The organism is Marinobacter sp. V032 (assembly GCF_052645435.1).
The window spans coordinates 90,588-107,433 of sequence record NZ_JBQXYE010000005.1 but is presented as its reverse complement, the minus strand read 5'-3'; the positions used below and the strand labels follow the sequence as shown (position 1 = coordinate 107,433).

Below are 16,846 nucleotides of genomic sequence, written 5' to 3'. Positions count from 1 at the left end.
CAATCACTCAGTTACTACCTTCTTGTTGGCCATGATTGCCATGCCTTTGAGCAGGTTCAGGCCGGACCTTAACTGGAAATCCCGTGCGACCAGCTCATCCCGTGCTGCGGGTGGCAATGCAGTGCCGTCTTCCTCGTCGTTTTCGAGGTGGCCGCTAAGGTCGGCTTCGGTAAAGAACGGCGTGTTGTCGACTTCGGTCAGGCGCGCCTGTTTGACGTCGATATCCGGACGAATCCCTTTGGCCTGGATTGAGCGACCGCTGGGTGTGAAGTAGCGGGCGGTGGTGAGCTTGATCGCGTGGGTTTCGTCCAGCGGCACCACCGTCTGAACAGAGCCTTTGCCGAACGATTTGGTACCCATGATCACGGCGCGGCTATGATCCTGCAGCGCGCCAGCGAGGATTTCAGATGCGGAGGCCGAGCCGCCATTGATCAGCACGACCACAGGGGCGCCATGGCTTTCATCACCGGGCTGGGCGCTGAAGCGCAGCTTGGAGCTTTGGATCCGGCCTTCGGTGTAGACGATCAGGCCTTCATCCAGCAGCGCGTCTGCCGCTTCGACAGCTGCCTGCAGAACGCCACCGGGGTTGTTGCGCAGGTCAACAATAATGCCGTCCAGAATGCCGCCGTTTTCTTTTTCCAGTTTGCCGATGGAGCGCACAAACTCGCGGCCGGTTTCGGCCTGGAACTGGGTCAGGCGGATATAGGCGTAGCCGGGTTCCAGTAGTCGTGATTTGACGCTGGCCACCTTGATAATGTCTCGCTCTACATCAATCTCAATCGGTGCGCTCTGGGAGTCGCGGACGATGGTGAGCTTCAGCACGCTGCCGGGTTTGCCGCGCATAAGGTTGATGGCTTCTTCCAGGTCCATGCCCTTGACCGGCTGATCGCCCAGTTTGATGATCATGTCACCGGCTTGCACACCTGCTTTCTGGGCGGGAGTGTCGTCGATAGGGGAAATGACTTTGATAAAACCATCTTCCATGCCGACTTCAATGCCCAATCCGCCGAATTCACCGCTGGTACTTTCTTCCAGCTCTTCAAATGCCTGCGGTTCGAGGTAGGCCGAGTGGGGGTCGAGGCCTGATAGCATGCCTTTGATCGCGCTCTCGAGCAGGGTCGTGTCATCAACCTCTTCGACGTAGGCTTCACGGATCCGGCCAAACACCTCGGTAAACTTTCGCAGCTCGTCGAGTGGAAGCTGCTTTTCGGGGTCAGGTAAGCGGACGGTGATGTCTTTGCCGTTCGCTGTACCCTTTATAACCGTTTCGCTTGCGCTTTCCTGAGCGAATGCCACGGGGGCCGACAACAGGCAAGTGGCTGATAGCCCGATAATCGAGCAGAAAGCTAAAGAAGCAGAACGTCTGGCCAGTTTCATGCAGTTTCCCTGTACTCTCGCGATACTTTATTTGAATTGTAGTATGGAGGGCAGCGCCCGAGTTGTCAGCGTTTTCCGAGCCATTTCAATGGATTTTGCGGCTTGCCCTTGGAGCGGATCTCGAAATAGAGCTGTGAACCTGATCCTTGTCCGCTATCGCCTGCGATGGCGATGGGTTCGCCTGCTTTTACCCAGTCGCCCGGGCTTTTCAGCAGGCTTGAGTTGCGACCGTAAAGGCTCATATAGCCACCGCCATGATCAATGATGGTGAGCAAGCCGAAGCCGCGCAGCCAGTTGGAGAACACAACGCGCCCGTAATGAACGGCTTTGATCTCCGCCTCGGCACTGGTCGAAATCAGCAGGCCGTTGTGCTTGAGCCGGCCGCCATGCAGGTTTTCTCCGAAGCCGATAATCACCTTACCACGGGTCGGCCAGGGGAGTTTAGCGCGTAATGTGCTGAAAGGCTGAGACTCTTTCGGGGTCGGGATATCGGCAATGGCCGCTTCAACTTCCTTCAGGAGCTTCTCCAGCCGCTTCCTGTCTGCAATGAGGCTGTCGCGCCGTGAGCGCTTTTTGCTGATATCCGACTTGAGCAATGCCAGCGTGCGTTCCCGCGCCTTGTGTTGTTTTTCCAGCGCGCTCTGGCGGTCGGCCAGGGATGCAGCTGTCTGCGCCAGATCGAGTTGCGCCTTGGTGACTTGCTCACGTGTGGATTGAAGTGCCTTGAGTGTTCTGTTGAAAGCTGCAAGTTGCTCGAGCGAGTAGCGACTGATGTATTCGTGGTAGGTCATCAGTCGGGCAAGTTTTTGCGGGTCAATCTCGTTAAGCAGGACCTTGATGGCCGGCGCGTCGCCTTCCATCCAGGCGGTGCGGATCTGGGCGCTGAGTGCCTCACGCTGGGCATGCAGTGTGTCCTGCAGTTGCTGCATCTTGTTATTCAGTTCGTCCAGCTCGGCCTCTTGTTCGGCGGTCTTTTTCTGTAGCGCCCGCCGCTCTTTCTTGAGACGGCTGATATCGCGTTCTGCCCTGGCCAGGGTCTGTTCCAGCTGGCCTTCATCTTTTTCGGCGTCTTTCAGCCAGTCGTCAATGCCTGCGATCTCTTCTTTCAGGGCGCGGATCTGGGAGGGAGATACGGTATCTTCGGCGATAGCAGGGCTGCATGCCAACACGCTTGCGACAACGGCCAGCAGCAATCCGGCCAGGCCATTGCGGCGAGCGATTACTCGCCGTGGGCGGGCTGGCTGCTTGAGGTAATGTCTGGCCGTCATCAGGGTCGGCACCTACTGCTCCCGGAGCCTTAGCTGAACTGGATCAAGCTGTGACCTGTCATTTCGGCGGGCTGTTCCAGTTGCATCAGTGAGAGCAGCGAAGGCGCAACGTCGCTCAGGGCGCCGTCTTCTTTCAGGCTCAGAGATCCACTGCCAAGATAAACCAAAGGCACCGGACCTGTCGTGTGAGCGGTATGCACCTGACCTGAGGAGGGGTCAGTCATCTGTTCGCAGTTGCCGTGATCAGCAGTTACCAGCGCCTGACCGTCGACATCTTCCAGTGCGGCGGCAATTTTCTGCAGGCAATCGTCCAGGCACTGTGCAGCTTTGACCGCAGCGTCGTAGTTGCCGGTGTGGCCAACCATGTCGCCGTTGGCATAATTGACGACGACCAGATCAAAATCGCCGCTGCGAATGGCTGCGCAGAGCTTGTCGGTCACTTCCGGCGCGCTCATCTCAGGTTGCAGATCGTAGGTCGCTACTTGCGGTGAGGGCACCAGCACACGCTCTTCGCCTTCAAATGGTGTTTCACGGCCACCGCTGAAGAAAAATGTCACGTGGGCGTATTTTTCTGTTTCAGCTATCCGCAACTGGGTCTTGCCCAGCTTTTCCATGTATTCGCCAATGCTGTTCACCAGGGTTGCGGGTGGGTAGGCACAGGCGGTGTCGATGTCGGCTGCGTATTCGGTCAACATGACAAATTCGGCCAGTGCTGGCCGTTTTTTTCTCGTGAAGCCATCAAAATCGTCACTGACGAAGGCGCGGGTGATTTCCCGAGCGCGGTCGGCGCGGAAGTTCATGAAGATTACGGCGTCGCCATCCTGGATAGTGGCGTCTGCAGCGCCACGAGGCTTGATCAGCGTCGCTTTGACGAACTCGTCGTTCTCCCCGCGATCGTATGCCTCATGCAGCGCTTCTACCGGGTTCTCGCTGGTAAACTCTGCTTCTCCTGCAGTGAGCAGGTTGTAGGCGGCTTCAACCCGGTCCCACCGGTTGTCGCGGTCCATCGCAAAATAACGGCCGATCATGCTGGCCACCCGACCGACGCCGAGTTCTTTCAGGCGCTCATCCGTTTTACGCAGAGACGCCTCGGCACTGCGTGGCGGCATATCGCGGCCGTCCAGGAAGCCGTGAACATACACCGCCTTTGCGCCTCGGGCCTTTGCCATTTCAGCCGCTGCGATGATGTGATCTTCGTGAGCATGCACGCCGCCTGGCGACAGCAGGCCCATTAGGTGCACCGCTTTGTCATTCGCAATGGCCTTGTCTACCGCATCAGTCAGGACCTTGTTTTCGGCGAAGGCACCGTCGCTGATGTCTTTGTCGATACGGGTCAGGCTTTGATAGACGATCCGACCGGCGCCCAGATTCATATGCCCCACTTCCGAGTTGCCCATCTGCCCATCCGGCAAACCGACAAACATCCCGGAGGTGTTGATCAGTGTGCTGGGCTGGTTCTGCCAGATCTGGTCCCAGAAAGGCGTTTCAGCGTTACTGATGGCATTGTCGTCAGAGGGTGCGCGATGGCCCCAGCCGTCGAGAATAATCAGGGCAGTCGTTTTGCGGGTCGCGGTCATTGCTTCATCCGGTAATGAATTGAAATATCAAAAAGTACGAAGATTCTACCCGCTTTAGGCATTGCAGGCTATGTACGGCGGATGTCTGCAACGGTCCGGTAATGTCCTGTGCCATCGCCGTCTGCTTTCCTTCTGTAGGGTGCTGCGGGTGTGTATAATCCTGCCACTATCTTTTGCGGTCCTTGGCAGGTTGTCTCAATGGAACAGTTTTTGGAATTTGTAGTAAATCATTACATTCTGGTGTCGATCTTTGCGGCACTGCTGGCGGCGATGGCGTTGCTGGAAACCCGTCGTGGGGGCAAGAAGGTAACGCCACAAGCGGCGATCGGTCTGCTGAACCGTGATCAGGCCGTTGTAGTGGACGTGCGGGAGCGCAAGGAGTTCTCGGAAGGTCACATTGTCGGCTCCATTCATATTCCGCTGGCGTCAATTAAAGAGCGGCTGAGTGAACTCAAGAAGCACGAAGGCAAGCAGATTATCGTGGCTGACAAGGCTGGCCAGCATTCTGCGGTTGCTGTTAAGCAGCTGAATGCCGAAGGCTACGCTGATGTGAGCCGGTTGGCCGGCGGTATAGCGGAATGGAAAGCCAGCAGCCTGCCACTGAAGAAAAAGTGAGCCCGGGCACGTTTGGTGGGGCGCATTGGTTGAATTCAACCGTGAGTTGGCGCACTGTTTCACATCCAGTAGGAGCGGCAACAGGTATATTTCCCAGTCGGAAGTAGCCTCTATTAACAATAATCGAAATCGGGCGCCGGCGAGGTGCTCTCTCAGTTAAGAATCGGAAGGATTAAAGATGGCTGAAAATCAGCAGGCAGCAGGCAGCGAGAACGAAAACCAGCCCCAGTTCGCGCTCCAGCGCATTTACATCAAGGACCTGTCCTTTGAGTCACCGAACTCTCCGGCAGTGTTTCAAGAGCAGTGGCAGCCACAGGTCAATCTGGACCTCAATACCTCGCACAAGAAAATTGGCGATGCCCAGTACGAAGTGGTGCTGTCGCTGACCATTACCGCGAAAATTGAAGACAAGGTTGCGTACATCGTTGAAATTCAGCAGGGCGGTGTATTCATGATCAAGGGCATCGAAGGCCCTCAGTTGGGTCAGATGCTGGGCGCATACTGCCCGACGATCCTGTTCCCTTATGCACGTGAATCCATTGACGGTATCGTCAACAAGGGCAGCTACCCATCGCTGATGCTGGCACCGGTTAACTTTGATGCCATCTACGCCCAGGCGCTGAAGCGCCAGCAGGACGAAGCGGCAGGTCAGGCTGCTGAAGAGCAGAAGCACTGATCACGGTTGCTGATCGTGAGGCCGGAGTCTGATTGTTATCGGGTTCCGGCCTTATTTTATGTCTTGCCTTGCGAGCCCTGTTTTTCCCTTCTTTTCGAATTCCTGCCACTACATCATTGTTCCCGTAAGGCCTGACGAGGCGATTGACCATGTTCGATATCGTATTGCATGAGCCGCAGATTGCGCCCAATACCGGTAATATTATTCGTCTGGCGGCCAACACCGGCTTTCGGCTTCATCTGATCGAGCCGCTTGGGTTTGATTTTGAGGAGAAAAAGCTGAGACGTGCCGGCCTCGATTACCATGATCTGGCCAACGTTTCGCGCTATCCGGACTTCGAGGCGTTTCTGGAAGTCCATCACGACCGGCGGATCTTCGCGTTTTCTACCAAGGCCTCTGCGCAATATTCAGATGTTGAGTATCAGGAAGGCGATATGCTGCTTTTTGGTAGCGAGACGGCGGGTCTGCCGCAGGCGATTCTTGACGGCGCCGCTATCGCAGACAAGCTGAGGCTGCCGATGTGCCAGACATCGCGGAGTCTTAATCTGTCGAATGCGGTTTCAGTGGTTTGCTATGAAGCCTGGCGCCAGAACGGATTTCAGGGCGGGGCTTGATCCCTTGCCGGGAAATGCGTGCTGCGCAACAGGGTAAAAAGACAGGTTATTCAAAGGCGGGATGATCAAGCCGGAGCCTGATGACCTGCTTGAGGCAGGGCTCAGACTCCGGCGTTGATGCTTACTGAGGCAGGTTGCTGAGGATACGGTCGGCGCTTTCTTTAGCGTCACCGAACAGCATGTGTGTGTTCTCTTTCAGGAACAGCGGGTTCTCAACGCCGGAGTAGCCGGCTGACATACCGCGCTTCATGACCACAACGCGCCGGGCTTTCCAGACTTCCAGTACCGGCATGCCGGCAATCGGGCTGTTGGGATCTTCGGCCGCGCTCGGGTTGACCGTGTCGTTGGCGCCGATTACCAGCACAACGTCGGTTTCCGGGAAGTCGTCGTTGATCTCGTCCATCTCGAGCACGATGTCGTACGGCACGTGGGCTTCAGCCAGCAGTACGTTCATGTGTCCCGGCAGGCGACCTGCGACAGGGTGGATGGCGAAGCGTACGTTGACGCCGTGCTTGCGCAGACGCTGGATGATTTCGCCAATCGCATTCTGTGCCTGGGCAACTGCCATGCCGTAACCCGGGGCAATAACCACCGAATCAGCATTCCAGAGCTCTTCGCACAGCTCGTCAATCGCGATTTCCTGAACAGTTTGATCTTCACCGCCAGCGACAGTCTGGCTGCTGCTGGTCTGCCCGAAGCCACCCAGAATAACGCTTACGAATGAGCGGTTCATGGCTTTGCACATGATGTAGCTCAGAATCGCACCGCTACTACCGACCAGTGCGCCGGTTACGATCAGCAGGTCATTGCCGAGCATGAAACCGATAGAGGCTGCTGCCCACCCGGAGTAACTGTTGAGCATGGAGACGACAACCGGCATGTCTGCGCCGCCAATCGCCATGATCAGGTGGATGCCCAGCAATGCTGCCAACGCCGTCATAATGGTCAATGCCATCAGGCCGGTTGCAGTGCTGTCGGTTGCCAGGAACCAGGCGCCCAGCCCCACACAGGCGATCAGGATGATGATGTTCATCAGGTGGCGACCCGGCAGGGTCAGCGCTTTGCTGTCGATCCGGCCATCAAGTTTGCCGCAGGCAACCAGTGAACCGGTAAACGTCACCGCACCAACAAAGATGCCGACAAAGATCTCGACCAGTTTGATGGTGTGCTCGGCGCCAATTTTGTTGACCAGCGGTTCAACGTAACCCGCATAGCCCACCAGAACGGCGGCGAGTCCGACAAAGCTGTGCAGCAGTGCCACCAGCTGTGGCATTTGCGTCATTTCAACTTTGTTGGCAATGAAAATGCCGATTGCCGCGCCCGTGGCTATCGCAGCGGCAGTGATCAGCCAGCTGTCATTGAGGGTGCCGGCCAGGGTGGCGGCCACAGCAATGAAGATACCGATTACGCCGTAAAGATTGCCGCGGCGTGCGGTTTCCTGGTGGCTCAGGCCGCGCAGGCTGAGAATAAAAAGTATGCTCGCGACCACGTAGGCCACGCTGATTAGTCCTTGAGACATCGTCGCTTCCCTTATTTCCTGAACATTTTAAGCATGCGATGTGTGACCCAGAAGCCACCCCCCACATTGATACTGGCAAGCAGCACGGCGACGAATGCCATGATGCCGATAATGATGTTCTGAGCCTGAGCCAGGTGCAGAATTGCGCCAATAACAATGATCCCGCTGATGGCGTTGGTTACGCTCATTAGTGGTGTGTGCAATGAAGCGGTGACGTTCCAGACGACTTGCCAGCCGATAAAGCAGGCCAGTACGAACACGGTGAAGTGTGACAGGAAGCTTTCCGGCGCATGGGCGCCAATGCCATACAGGGCGGCGATAGTCGCCACCAGAGTAAAGCCTTTCCAGAACTTGCTGCCCAGCAGCGGCTTCTTCTTTTCTGGCGCAGGCGCGGTTGCTTGCGCCGCTTGAGCTTTGGCTGGATCCGCTGCTGGTTTTTCGGGCTGCGGTGGTGGCCAGCTCACATCGCCGTCGTGTGTGACGGTGACGCCGCGAAGAACCGTATCTTCCATATTAACCTTGATGACGCCGTCTTTTTCCGGTGTCAGTTCGGCCAGTACCTGGAACAGGTTGGTGGCGTAAAGGTCACTGGAAACGCTTGGCATGCGGCTTGGCAGATCGGTATGGCCGATGATGCTGACGCCATTGTCGATCACAACCTTGTCCGGCTCGCTGAGCTCGCAGTTACCGCCTTTCTCGGCGGCCAGATCGACAATGACACTGCCGGGCTTCATGCTGCGCACCATTTCGGCACTGATCAGCCGCGGTGCTGGTTTGCCAGGGATCAGGGCCGTCGTGATGATGATATCCACCTCTTCGGCCTGCTCAGCAAACAGCTTCATTTCGGCTTCGATGAACTCGGGACTCATCTGCTTGGCGTAGCCGCCGGTGCCGCTGCCGTCTTCCTCAAATTCCAGGGTGAGGAAGTCTGCACCCATACTTTCAACCTGCTCGCGCACTTCAAGGCGGGTGTCGAAAGCACGCACGATGGCGCCCATGCTGCGGGCGGCGCCGATGGCTGCCAGTCCGGCAACACCTGCACCAATCACCATGACCTTGGCGGGCGGTACCTTACCTGCAGCGGTTACCTGGCCGGTAAAAAAGCGTCCGAAATTGTTCGCTGCTTCAACCACGGCCCGATAGCCGGCAATGTTACCCATGGCGCTGAGTGCGTCCATCTTCTGCGCGCGGCTGATGCGGGGCAGGGCATCAATCGCAAGCGCCGTGACATTCTTGTCAGCGAGCTTTTTGAGTAACTCGGGATTTTGCGCAGGCCAGAGAAAGCTCAGCAGGTGCGCGCCATCCTTGATCAGATTGGCTTCGTCTTCGCCGAGGGCGTCGTTGTATTCCGGCGCCCTGACCTTGAGGATGAATTCGGCGTTGGTCCACAGCTCGCGAGGATCCTCGATAACCTCGGCGCCGGCGTTGATATACGCCTGATCGGTGTAGCTTGCAGACAAACCGGCGCCAGTTTCGATAGCAACGCTATGGCCCAGTTTTATCAGCTTTCCAACGGACGCCGGGGTCGCTGCGACCCGGTGTTCATTGGGATGACATTCTTTAGGTATGCATAATTTCATATAGACACTCTCCGTATGTTCGCGCGCATTATCGCATGGTCTAAGTTTATGTGCTGCCTTTGAGTGATATGATCTGTTGAGCTATGCGATTTTTTTACTGGTTTTTAAGTTTCAAGCGGCTTTTGAAGCGACTCAAACGCGCTGCTTTATACCTTCCTTTCCTGTCATCCCGCCACGTGTTATTGCTGTTACCTCTATTTTTGTCCTGACGTTCAGTCGGCAGACAGTTAGCCGTGTGATGTCCGCGCTGGAAGTGCGTCGCGCATCACGTTGATTCTGATTGCGGGTTGCCTGACTTACGCGACATTGATGGAAAAGAGCACTGGCCCGCTTCCATGCAAGCGGCGCAACTGTCATCAGGAGGGCTGGAGTATGACGCACAGAATTGTATTGCCACGCATGTTGGAAACCGGAGCCGGCGCCATCAGACGATTGCCGGCTGTGCTGGAAACGCTCGGGTGCCGGCATCCGTTGATTGTCACAGACCAGATGATGGTCTCCCTTGGGCATGTTGAGCTGCTGGATGATGTGCTCGGTAGCGCGGGGATGAGTTGTGGCGTGTTTGCCGAAACGGAACCGGAGCCTTCGGAACTTTCTCTTTTGCCGGCAGTTCAGCAGCTCAAAGATGGCAGTTTTGATTCGATTGTGGCGTTGGGCGGCGGCAGCGCGATCGATAGTGCCAAGGCGATCGGTGTACTCGGCAAACATGGCGGCCGCATGGCCGACTATAAAGTACCGCGTGACGTCACCGAAGCCGGCTTGCCGGTGATCGCTATTCCGACAACCGCGGGCACGGGTTCAGAGGCGACCCGGTTTACGATCATTACTGATGCAGAATCTGACGAAAAGATGCTCTGTATGGGCCTGGCCTTTATGCCCTTGGCGGCAATTATCGATTTTGAGTTGACGCTTACGGCGCCCCCTCGAGTGACGGCAGATACCGGGATTGATGCGCTGACTCATGGCATTGAGGCGTATGTCAGCCAGAAGGCGAGCCCTTTTAGTGACCAGCAGGCGCTTTCGGCAATTGCGCTGCTGGCGCCCAACCTTCGCCGGGTCTACCACAATCCGGATGATCGGGAGGCGCGAGAAGCGATGATGCTGGGTTCGACGCTCGCCGGGATCGCCTTCTCCAATGCCTCGGTCGCGCTGGTCCACGGTATGAGCCGTCCAATTGGCGCGCACTTTCATGTGCCTCATGGCCTCAGTAATGCGATGTTGTTGCCGGCAATCACTCGCTTTTCCCTGCCCGGTGCTCCGGCCCGCTATGCGCAGTGCGCCCGCACTATGGGGATAGCCACGCCAAAAGATTCGGATACCCTCGCCAATGAGCGTTTGCTGGACGAGCTGCAGGCAATCAACCGCGAGCTGCAGGTGCCGAGCATGGCGGATTTCGGGATTGAGCGGGAAAAGTATGTGTCGCTACAGGGATTGATGGCTCAGCAGGCGCTGGCGTCTGGTTCTCCGGGGAATAACCCCCGAGTCCCCAGCGAGGCAGAAATTGTCGATTTATATGAACAGGTGTGGCACCAGGCGTAGAGCCGGCGGGTTGAGTCTTGCGTCTGGTATCAAAAAGCGACCTTACCCTGCAATACGGGTAAGGTCGCTTTTCAGTGTTGGGGCTTAGCGTTCTACGGCCAGAGCCACGCCCATGCCGCCACCGATGCACAATGTCGCCAGCCCTTTATGGGCGTCCCGGCGTTGCATTTCGTGCAGCAGGGTCACCAGGATGCGGCAGCCGGATGCGCCGATCGGATGGCCCAGCGCAATTGCACCACCGTTGACGTTGACTTTATTGGTATCCCAGCCGAGTTCCCGGTTGACCGAAATGGCCTGGGCGGCAAAAGCTTCGTTGGCTTCAATCAGATCCAGGTCGTCAACGGTCCAGCCTGCCCGGTCGAGACAGCGGCTGCTGGCGGGAATTGGACCTGTCCCCATAATCGTTGGATCAACACCGGCATTGGCGTGGCTGCGAATGGTCGCCAGAACCGTCAAGCCGAGTGCCTGTGCTTTCTCTGCGCTGCAGACGATAACCGCTGCGGCACCGTCATTAAGCGAGGAAGCGTTGCCGGCAGTGACGCTGCCGTCCTTTTTGAAGGCCGGGCGCAACTTGCCCAGGCTGTCACCGGTCACGCCGGCACGGGGGCATTCGTCCTTGTCTACAACAACCGGATCGCCCTTGCGTTGGGGAATGCTCAGTGGCACCAACTGGCTGTCAAAGTAGCCGGCTTCCATTGCGGCCACAGCCTTTTGCTGTGAGCTGGCGGCAAAGTTGTCCTGCTCCTCGCGGGAAATGTCGTACTTCTCGACGATATTCTCGGCTGTAATACCCATGTGGTAGTCGTTGAACGCATCCCACAGACCATCATTCACCATGGTGTCGACCATTTTCCAGTCGCCCATGCGCTGACCGTTGCGGCTGTTAGGCAATACATGAGGAGACTGGCTCATGCTTTCCTGACCGCCGGCAATAATCAGCTCGGCATCGCCGCAACGAATGGCCTGAACCGCCATGTGCACGGCTTTGAGGCCGGAACCGCAGACCTTGTTGATGGTGATGGCTGGCACGCTCGTTGGCAGGCCGGCATTAATGCTGGCCTGGCGCGCAGGGTTCTGGCCGCAGCCTGCAGTGAGAACCTGTCCCATGATGACTTCGTCGACCTGGTCGCCGGTAATGCCCGTTTCTTCGATTAACGCTTTGATCACGGCAGAGCCGAGTTGATCGGCTCGCAAGCTGGACAAGCTGCCACCAAAGGCGCCTACGGGGGTGCGGCGGGCTGCCGCGATGACGACGTCACGCATCAGCGTTACTCCTGTTATAAGTGTATGGACATTGTATCTGAATTTGCGGGTTTGCGGCCGGATCAGCTCCCTGCGCCCATGCGGGCATTGATCCTATATGTTGAGGCTGCGGCCGCCATCGACTGCCAGAATCTGACCGGTGACATAGGGCGCATCGCACGCGAGGTATCCAATCGCGCCGGCGATATCCTGCGCGTTGCCGGTGCGCTTGAGCGAGGTGGCATTCACAATGCGGTCCTGATAGTCCAGGGTTACGGCGTCATCCTGTTCCGGCCACATAATAGCGCCAGGGGACACGCCGTTGGCCCTGATGTCAGGCCCGAGATCACGCGCCCAGGAGCGGGTCAACATCGCCAATCCCGCTTTGCTGGCGCAGTAAAGCGGGTGGTCGGCCAGCGGGCGCTCGGCATAAATGTCGATCAGGTTGATGATGCACCCTTTGCTCTGACGCAGCGCGGGCACACAGGCCTGGCCGAGCAGAAAGGGGGCGCGCAGGTTACTGTGCATGATGACATCCCAGTCCTCCAGTGATGCGGATTCGGTCGGAGTCGGGTAGAAAACAGATGCGTTGTTGACCAGCACATCCAGTCGCTGCCAGTAGGCGCAGGCGTTGATTGCCAGTTGGTTGATAGCGTCAGGTTCAGTCAGGTCAGCCTGCATTACAGTTGCCGAGTCAGGGCGTTGCAGATTGAGTTTTGCTGCCAGTGCGTCTGCTTCGACCCGATGGCTGCGGCAATGGATGATCACCCGCAAACCTCGTGTGTGCAGGTGCTCGGCTGTGGCCGCGCCCAAACGCTGGGCTGCACCGGTGACCAGAGCGACGGCGTCAGATGGTGTCATTCAGGCATGCCTTGTGAAGATGGATTGATTACTGATCCTATATGGTCAAGTCGTGCATGTTGGATGGCTTTTCCCAACTCCGGTCCTTTGTATCCCTCCGCCATCAACTGCCTGGGGTCTACTGCTTGCGCGGCGCCAAGTGCCGTTTTTATCTGATCGGTATCGATGTTCCGGCCAAGGGCTTGTGCCAATGCTTCGGCGGCGACCTGCAGCTCGGCGAAGCGTTCGGGGCGACGCCAGGCATCGGATTGGTTGAACAGGCCAAGCAGAGCTTCTGCGCCCGGAGATTCGGTATGCAGCAGGACGTCTCGCTGGGCTGCCAGGATCATGGCGAGCTCGCGGCAATCGTTGGGCGCTTTCAGCTTATCGGACAGGGCGCGTACGGCCTCCGAATCACCGAGACCGGCTGTCAGAGCGGCGTAACGCACAGCGGTGTTGTGGCTGAGTCGGGCGGCGGCCGTCAGTGCCTTCAACGGTTGGTCGTTCTCAGTCAGGGCGTCTGCGAGTGCCGGTAGCAGAGGGCTGAGGGCGCCACATTGATGTAGAACGTCGAAGAACACCCGGGGCGCTGTTTCTTGCATTGCGCGTTGCATTTCGGTCCAGACCCTTTCGGGCACCAGAAAATCTACTTCGCCGTCGTCCACCATTTTTCGCATCAGGGTAAGGGTCTCGTCGGCGACCTTGAAGTCAAGTGAAGCAAAACGGGCGGCGAATCGAGCAGTTCTCAAAATGCGCAAGGGGTCTTCGGCAAAGGCGGGCGATACATGGCGGAGCAGGCGATTGTCCAAATCCTGCTGACCGGAGAAAGGATCAATAATGTTGCCGTCACTCGCCTGGGCCATTGCGTTGATCGTAAGATCACGCCGCAGCAGGTCGTCCTCCAGCGTGACATCCGGCGCGCTGTGAACTTCAAAGCCGTGATAGCCATGGCCCTGTTTGCGTTCGGTGCGAGCCAGTGCATATTCTTCCTGAGTGTCCGGATGCAGAAAAACCGGAAAATCGGCGCCGACCTGACGGAACCCCCGGGCGAGCATGTCGTCCGGTGTCGCGCCGACCACCACCCAGTCCCGGTCTTTTACGGGGCGTCCCAGCAGGGCGTCGCGGACTGCACCGCCAACCAGATAGATCTCCATGTAAGCTCCCGAACAAAAAATGAGAGGCTCTTGATGGCCCCGGAGGGATTATCCGGTTGAAGGCGTTGGCGCGCAAACTCCCTGCTCAATCGGGAAGATGGCGTCGTGCCCATTCGGTGGCTTCCAGCCAGGCCAGCGCAGCGTCCGGTGCCATGGGGCGGGCGATATGATAACCCTGGATAACATCACAGCCCATCTCACTCAGGAGTGTCTGGGTTTCTGCGTTTTCAACTCCCTCTGCGACCACTTCGTAGCCCAGGTCGTGGCACATGTTCAGGGTTGTGCGCACGATGGTTTCATCCCCCTGGTTATGGCTCATTTCGGTCACGAAAGAGCGGTCGATCTTGATTTCGTTGACCGGCAGCTTTCGAATGTAAGATAGCGATGAATGCCCGGTGCCAAAATCATCAATCGACAATCGTACATGGGCTTTTCTGAGGGCGCTCAGCACCGCCAGAGAGTGCGCGGGATCAGCCATGGCGGCGCTTTCCGTTACCTCGAGCACCAGCCGCTGAGCGGCGACGTGATTGGCGTTCAGCAATTCACAGACTTCTGCGCAAAAATCAGGTTCCCGCAGGTTGATTGCCGAGATGTTGACGGAAACCGTGGCGTCACACTCCAGTTGATCCAGCGATTTGCAGAATTGCAAGGCCCGCACAATGACCCAGCGGGTCACGGGTTTGATCAGCCCGGTTTGCTCTGCCATCGGGATGAATTCATCAGGCGGCACCAGGCCGTGTTCGGGATGCTGCCAGCGGATCAGGGCCTCGAAGCCGGCCACCCGGCGCGACTGCAGGTGGATCTGTGGCTGGAAATGCAGCGCCAGGTTGTCGGTGCGCAGCGCTTCGCGCAAATCCGTCATCAGCATCAGGCGGCGAGGGCTGTAGGGATTCATCTCGGGGTGGTAGATCGCAATCTGCCCATGAAAGTGATGATGCTGGTCAAATGCGATGAACGCTTCACGCAACAGACTTGATGGCGCAACGTCGTCGCCTTCGGCAAAGCTGCAGCCGACGACAAACTGCTGTTCAAGGGTGAGCCCCAGAAACTCGATCGGGTTGCTGAGGCCTTCTGTCAGAGGTCGGGAGGCTTCAATAATCTCCTTGCGAGTATCGCCGGTGAGCATAAAGGTAAAGCTTACCCCCTCAACATGGGCGATAGCACTTGGTTCAGGCGCTTCTTCGAGTATCACAATGCCGGCGCATTGGTTGGCCAGTGTGTTCAGGCGCCGGGCGCACTGCGTCAGGAGTTGGTCGGCGTACTCGTGGCCAAGGGTTTTGTTGACGTCGTCAAAGTGCAATAGGTGCACCAGAAACAACGCGCTCAGTTTTGTCTTCTCGTCCTGTTGGGCGTCGGATTTGATGATGCTTTCAAATAGCGCTCGGTTGGGCAGGCCCGTCAGTTCGTGGTGACTGCTGGCGCGGTAAAGCGCCGCCTCGGTTGCCTGCTGGCGCTTGAGTGCTTCAAGCTGATTTTCCTTGGCGCGGAAGTAGGCCTCCTTGCTGCGGTTGTAGCGATCGGCAAGAGCAAATGAGAAGAGCAGCGCCTGTATCGACGCGCCCAGCGGTATGCCGTTTTCGACAATAAACACGCTGGGGAGCAGGCCGAACTGGTGGAGTACAGTGGCCAGCACGCCGAGAAGTAGCGACATCCACGCGACCGAGAAGAAACGGGCATTTTTTTCGCCCTGTGCAAGCAATGTAAGGCCGGCAGCAAGATTCGCCAGCGAAACGGGTAAGGCCAGGGCGACAGACGCTCTGATTGAAAGCGCGTAGGGCATAAACAGGCTGGTGATGGCCATTACCGCTGTCAAACTGGCCAGAATCATCATTGCTCTGTGCCAGTAGATATGCCGCCTTTTGAGCATCAGAAATTCCGACGCGAACAGGCACAGGCTCAACTGGCTGAAGGGGACAATAAACAGCAGCAGGCGATCATTGATCCTGGGCCATGCGGGATACAGATACTGGAAGCTGAAACCATGCAGCGACATCATCAGCACCAGTATCGAGAGCACTACAACGACATAGTAGAAATAGGCGCGCTCCCTGATCGACAGGAACAGAAACAGGTTGAAGGCGGCCATGACCAGCAAAATACCGTAGAACATACTGCGCCAGACAGTTTGTTGGGAGCTGGCGGCCCAAAATGCCGTATCCTGCCACAATGCCAGCGGCACCAGCAGCGTGCCCTGGGTCTGGATCCTGAGATAAACCGTTTTAGTACTTGCCGCGTCCAGTGCCAGCGGAATGACGAAGCTGGTGTTGGCGATAGGCCGAGCAGAGAAAGGCAACTCGTCGCCGGTGATGATTTTGCGGATCAGCTGTCCGCGGCTCACTTCATAGAACTCTATAAAGTCGAGCAGTGGATAGGCGATCTCAAGTAGCCGGTCGAGATTCTGTCCTGATTTGTTATCGAGCTGGATGCGGAACCAGTGGCCACGGCTGTCGTAGCCCTGGTTGATATCCTCCGGCGCAGGCTGCCAATCTGATTCCGGCACCTGCATGATGTCTTTCAGCGTGAGCGGCTGGCTTTCGATCAGAATATCTGTCTGTAAAGTCAGTGGTTGCTGCGCAGAGGTGGGGTCGATCGGTTGAGCGGCAATCGCAGGCAGGGTGAGCAACGACAGTAAAATTAAGGCAACACCGTTTACTGGCGTCAGTAAGACACCAACGATGATGTTGTGCCACCAGGGGCGGATGCAGCTCTGGTGTTGGCTAACCGTCGTACCGTTGAGCAATTGGACACCCTGATTATTTTGTTTTTGTCAGGTGTTGACTATCCGGAGCTAATGGCACCATACCCATGCAAGCATGTTGAATGCCTCGCAGGGTATGGCCGTCCT

At 57.2% G+C, this 16,846-nt stretch carries 13 protein-coding genes; 4 read left to right on the top strand and 9 right to left on the bottom strand.

Going from position 1 to position 16,846, the window contains the following annotated elements:
* Positions 1-3: 3 nt before the first annotated feature.
* The 3 genes from ACUN9X_RS17515 to gpmI all read right to left on the bottom strand — a co-directional run bounded on the left by ACUN9X_RS17515 (position 4) and on the right by gpmI (position 4,222).
* Positions 4-1,377, bottom strand: coding sequence for a S41 family peptidase (locus ACUN9X_RS17515; RefSeq protein WP_445473889.1), 1,374 nt, complete (start codon positions 1,375-1,377; stop codon positions 4-6).
* A gap of 65 nt (positions 1,378-1,442) precedes the next feature.
* Complete coding sequence (locus tag ACUN9X_RS17510; protein ID WP_445473888.1) at positions 1,443-2,645, bottom strand: murein hydrolase activator EnvC family protein; 1,203 nt, start codon at positions 2,643-2,645, stop codon at positions 1,443-1,445.
* A gap of 29 nt (positions 2,646-2,674) precedes the next feature.
* Positions 2,675-4,222 carry a 2,3-bisphosphoglycerate-independent phosphoglycerate mutase gene (gpmI, locus tag ACUN9X_RS17505; RefSeq protein WP_445473887.1) on the bottom strand — a complete coding sequence of 516 codons (1,548 nt, stop codon included), beginning with the start codon at positions 4,220-4,222 and terminating at the stop codon, positions 2,675-2,677.
* Between the two features lie 198 nt (positions 4,223-4,420).
* Here gpmI and ACUN9X_RS17500 point away from each other — a divergent pair, with 198 nt between their 5' ends.
* From ACUN9X_RS17500 to ACUN9X_RS17490, 3 genes are all read left to right on the top strand, one after another.
* The gene (locus ACUN9X_RS17500; RefSeq protein WP_260038072.1) at positions 4,421-4,837 is read left to right on the top strand and encodes a rhodanese-like domain-containing protein; all 417 of its coding nucleotides are present in this window, start codon (positions 4,421-4,423) and stop codon (positions 4,835-4,837) included.
* 178 nt (positions 4,838-5,015) lie between these two features.
* On the top strand, positions 5,016-5,513 hold the full coding sequence (gene secB, locus ACUN9X_RS17495) for a protein-export chaperone SecB (RefSeq protein WP_260038071.1): 498 nt from the start codon (positions 5,016-5,018) through the stop codon (positions 5,511-5,513).
* 149 nt (positions 5,514-5,662) lie between these two features.
* Positions 5,663-6,127 (top strand): tRNA (cytidine(34)-2'-O)-methyltransferase, encoded by a 465-nt coding sequence (locus tag ACUN9X_RS17490; RefSeq protein WP_445473886.1) that lies wholly within the window; start codon positions 5,663-5,665, stop codon positions 6,125-6,127.
* Positions 6,128-6,248: 121 nt separating this feature from the next.
* On the opposite strand, the gene pntB is transcribed toward ACUN9X_RS17490, so the two are convergent.
* Positions 6,249-7,646: a Re/Si-specific NAD(P)(+) transhydrogenase subunit beta gene (gene pntB / locus ACUN9X_RS17485; RefSeq protein WP_260038069.1), complete on the bottom strand. Its 1,398-nt coding sequence runs from the start codon at positions 7,644-7,646 to the stop codon at positions 6,249-6,251.
* 11 nt (positions 7,647-7,657) lie between these two features.
* Positions 7,658-9,226 (bottom strand): Re/Si-specific NAD(P)(+) transhydrogenase subunit alpha, encoded by a 1,569-nt coding sequence (locus tag ACUN9X_RS17480; RefSeq protein WP_260038068.1) that lies wholly within the window; start codon positions 9,224-9,226, stop codon positions 7,658-7,660.
* 372 nt (positions 9,227-9,598) lie between these two features.
* Here ACUN9X_RS17480 and ACUN9X_RS17475 point away from each other — a divergent pair, with 372 nt between their 5' ends.
* Complete coding sequence (locus ACUN9X_RS17475; protein ID WP_445473885.1) at positions 9,599-10,765, top strand: iron-containing alcohol dehydrogenase; 1,167 nt, start codon at positions 9,599-9,601, stop codon at positions 10,763-10,765.
* A gap of 84 nt (positions 10,766-10,849) precedes the next feature.
* Here ACUN9X_RS17475 and ACUN9X_RS17470 read toward each other — a convergent pair whose 3' ends face one another.
* The 4 genes from ACUN9X_RS17470 to ACUN9X_RS17455 form a co-directional block, all read right to left on the bottom strand.
* A complete protein-coding gene (locus tag ACUN9X_RS17470; protein WP_260038064.1) occupies positions 10,850-12,028 on the bottom strand; it encodes an acetyl-CoA C-acetyltransferase in 1,179 nt (392 codons plus the stop codon).
* Positions 12,029-12,121: 93 nt separating this feature from the next.
* Positions 12,122-12,868: a pteridine reductase gene (locus ACUN9X_RS17465; RefSeq protein ID WP_445473884.1), complete on the bottom strand. Its 747-nt coding sequence runs from the start codon at positions 12,866-12,868 to the stop codon at positions 12,122-12,124.
* Entirely contained in the window at positions 12,865-14,001 is a 1,137-nt protein-coding gene (locus ACUN9X_RS17460) for a multifunctional CCA tRNA nucleotidyl transferase/2'3'-cyclic phosphodiesterase/2'nucleotidase/phosphatase (protein WP_445473883.1), read from the bottom strand. Before ACUN9X_RS17460 ends, ACUN9X_RS17465 begins: the two co-directional genes overlap by 4 nt.
* Before the next feature lie 85 nt (positions 14,002-14,086).
* Positions 14,087-16,741 (bottom strand): EAL domain-containing protein, encoded by a 2,655-nt coding sequence (locus tag ACUN9X_RS17455; RefSeq protein WP_445473882.1) that lies wholly within the window; start codon positions 16,739-16,741, stop codon positions 14,087-14,089.
* Positions 16,742-16,846 lie beyond the last annotated feature (105 nt).

What these genes read in the sequence shown, in the direction of transcription:
- ACUN9X_RS17490 (WP_445473886.1), top strand. Translation starts at nt 5,663, where the DNA reads ATGTTCGATATCGTATTGCATGAGCCGCAGATTGCGCCCAATACCGGT.
- ACUN9X_RS17460 (WP_445473883.1), bottom strand. Translation starts at nt 14,001, where the DNA reads ATGGAGATCTATCTGGTTGGCGGTGCAGTCCGCGACGCCCTGCTGGGA.
- ACUN9X_RS17475 (WP_445473885.1), top strand. Translation starts at nt 9,599, where the DNA reads ATGACGCACAGAATTGTATTGCCACGCATGTTGGAAACCGGAGCCGGC.
- ACUN9X_RS17515 (WP_445473889.1), bottom strand. Translation starts at nt 1,377, where the DNA reads ATGAAACTGGCCAGACGTTCTGCTTCTTTAGCTTTCTGCTCGATTATC.
- ACUN9X_RS17510 (WP_445473888.1), bottom strand. Translation starts at nt 2,645, where the DNA reads ATGACGGCCAGACATTACCTCAAGCAGCCAGCCCGCCCACGGCGAGTA.
- ACUN9X_RS17465 (WP_445473884.1), bottom strand. Translation starts at nt 12,868, where the DNA reads ATGACACCATCTGACGCCGTCGCTCTGGTCACCGGTGCAGCCCAGCGT.
- pntB (WP_260038069.1), bottom strand. Translation starts at nt 7,646, where the DNA reads ATGTCTCAAGGACTAATCAGCGTGGCCTACGTGGTCGCGAGCATACTT.
- secB (WP_260038071.1), top strand. Translation starts at nt 5,016, where the DNA reads ATGGCTGAAAATCAGCAGGCAGCAGGCAGCGAGAACGAAAACCAGCCC.
- gpmI (WP_445473887.1), bottom strand. Translation starts at nt 4,222, where the DNA reads ATGACCGCGACCCGCAAAACGACTGCCCTGATTATTCTCGACGGCTGG.
- ACUN9X_RS17480 (WP_260038068.1), bottom strand. Translation starts at nt 9,226, where the DNA reads ATGAAATTATGCATACCTAAAGAATGTCATCCCAATGAACACCGGGTC.
- ACUN9X_RS17500 (WP_260038072.1), top strand. Translation starts at nt 4,421, where the DNA reads ATGGAACAGTTTTTGGAATTTGTAGTAAATCATTACATTCTGGTGTCG.
- ACUN9X_RS17470 (WP_260038064.1), bottom strand. Translation starts at nt 12,028, where the DNA reads ATGCGTGACGTCGTCATCGCGGCAGCCCGCCGCACCCCCGTAGGCGCC.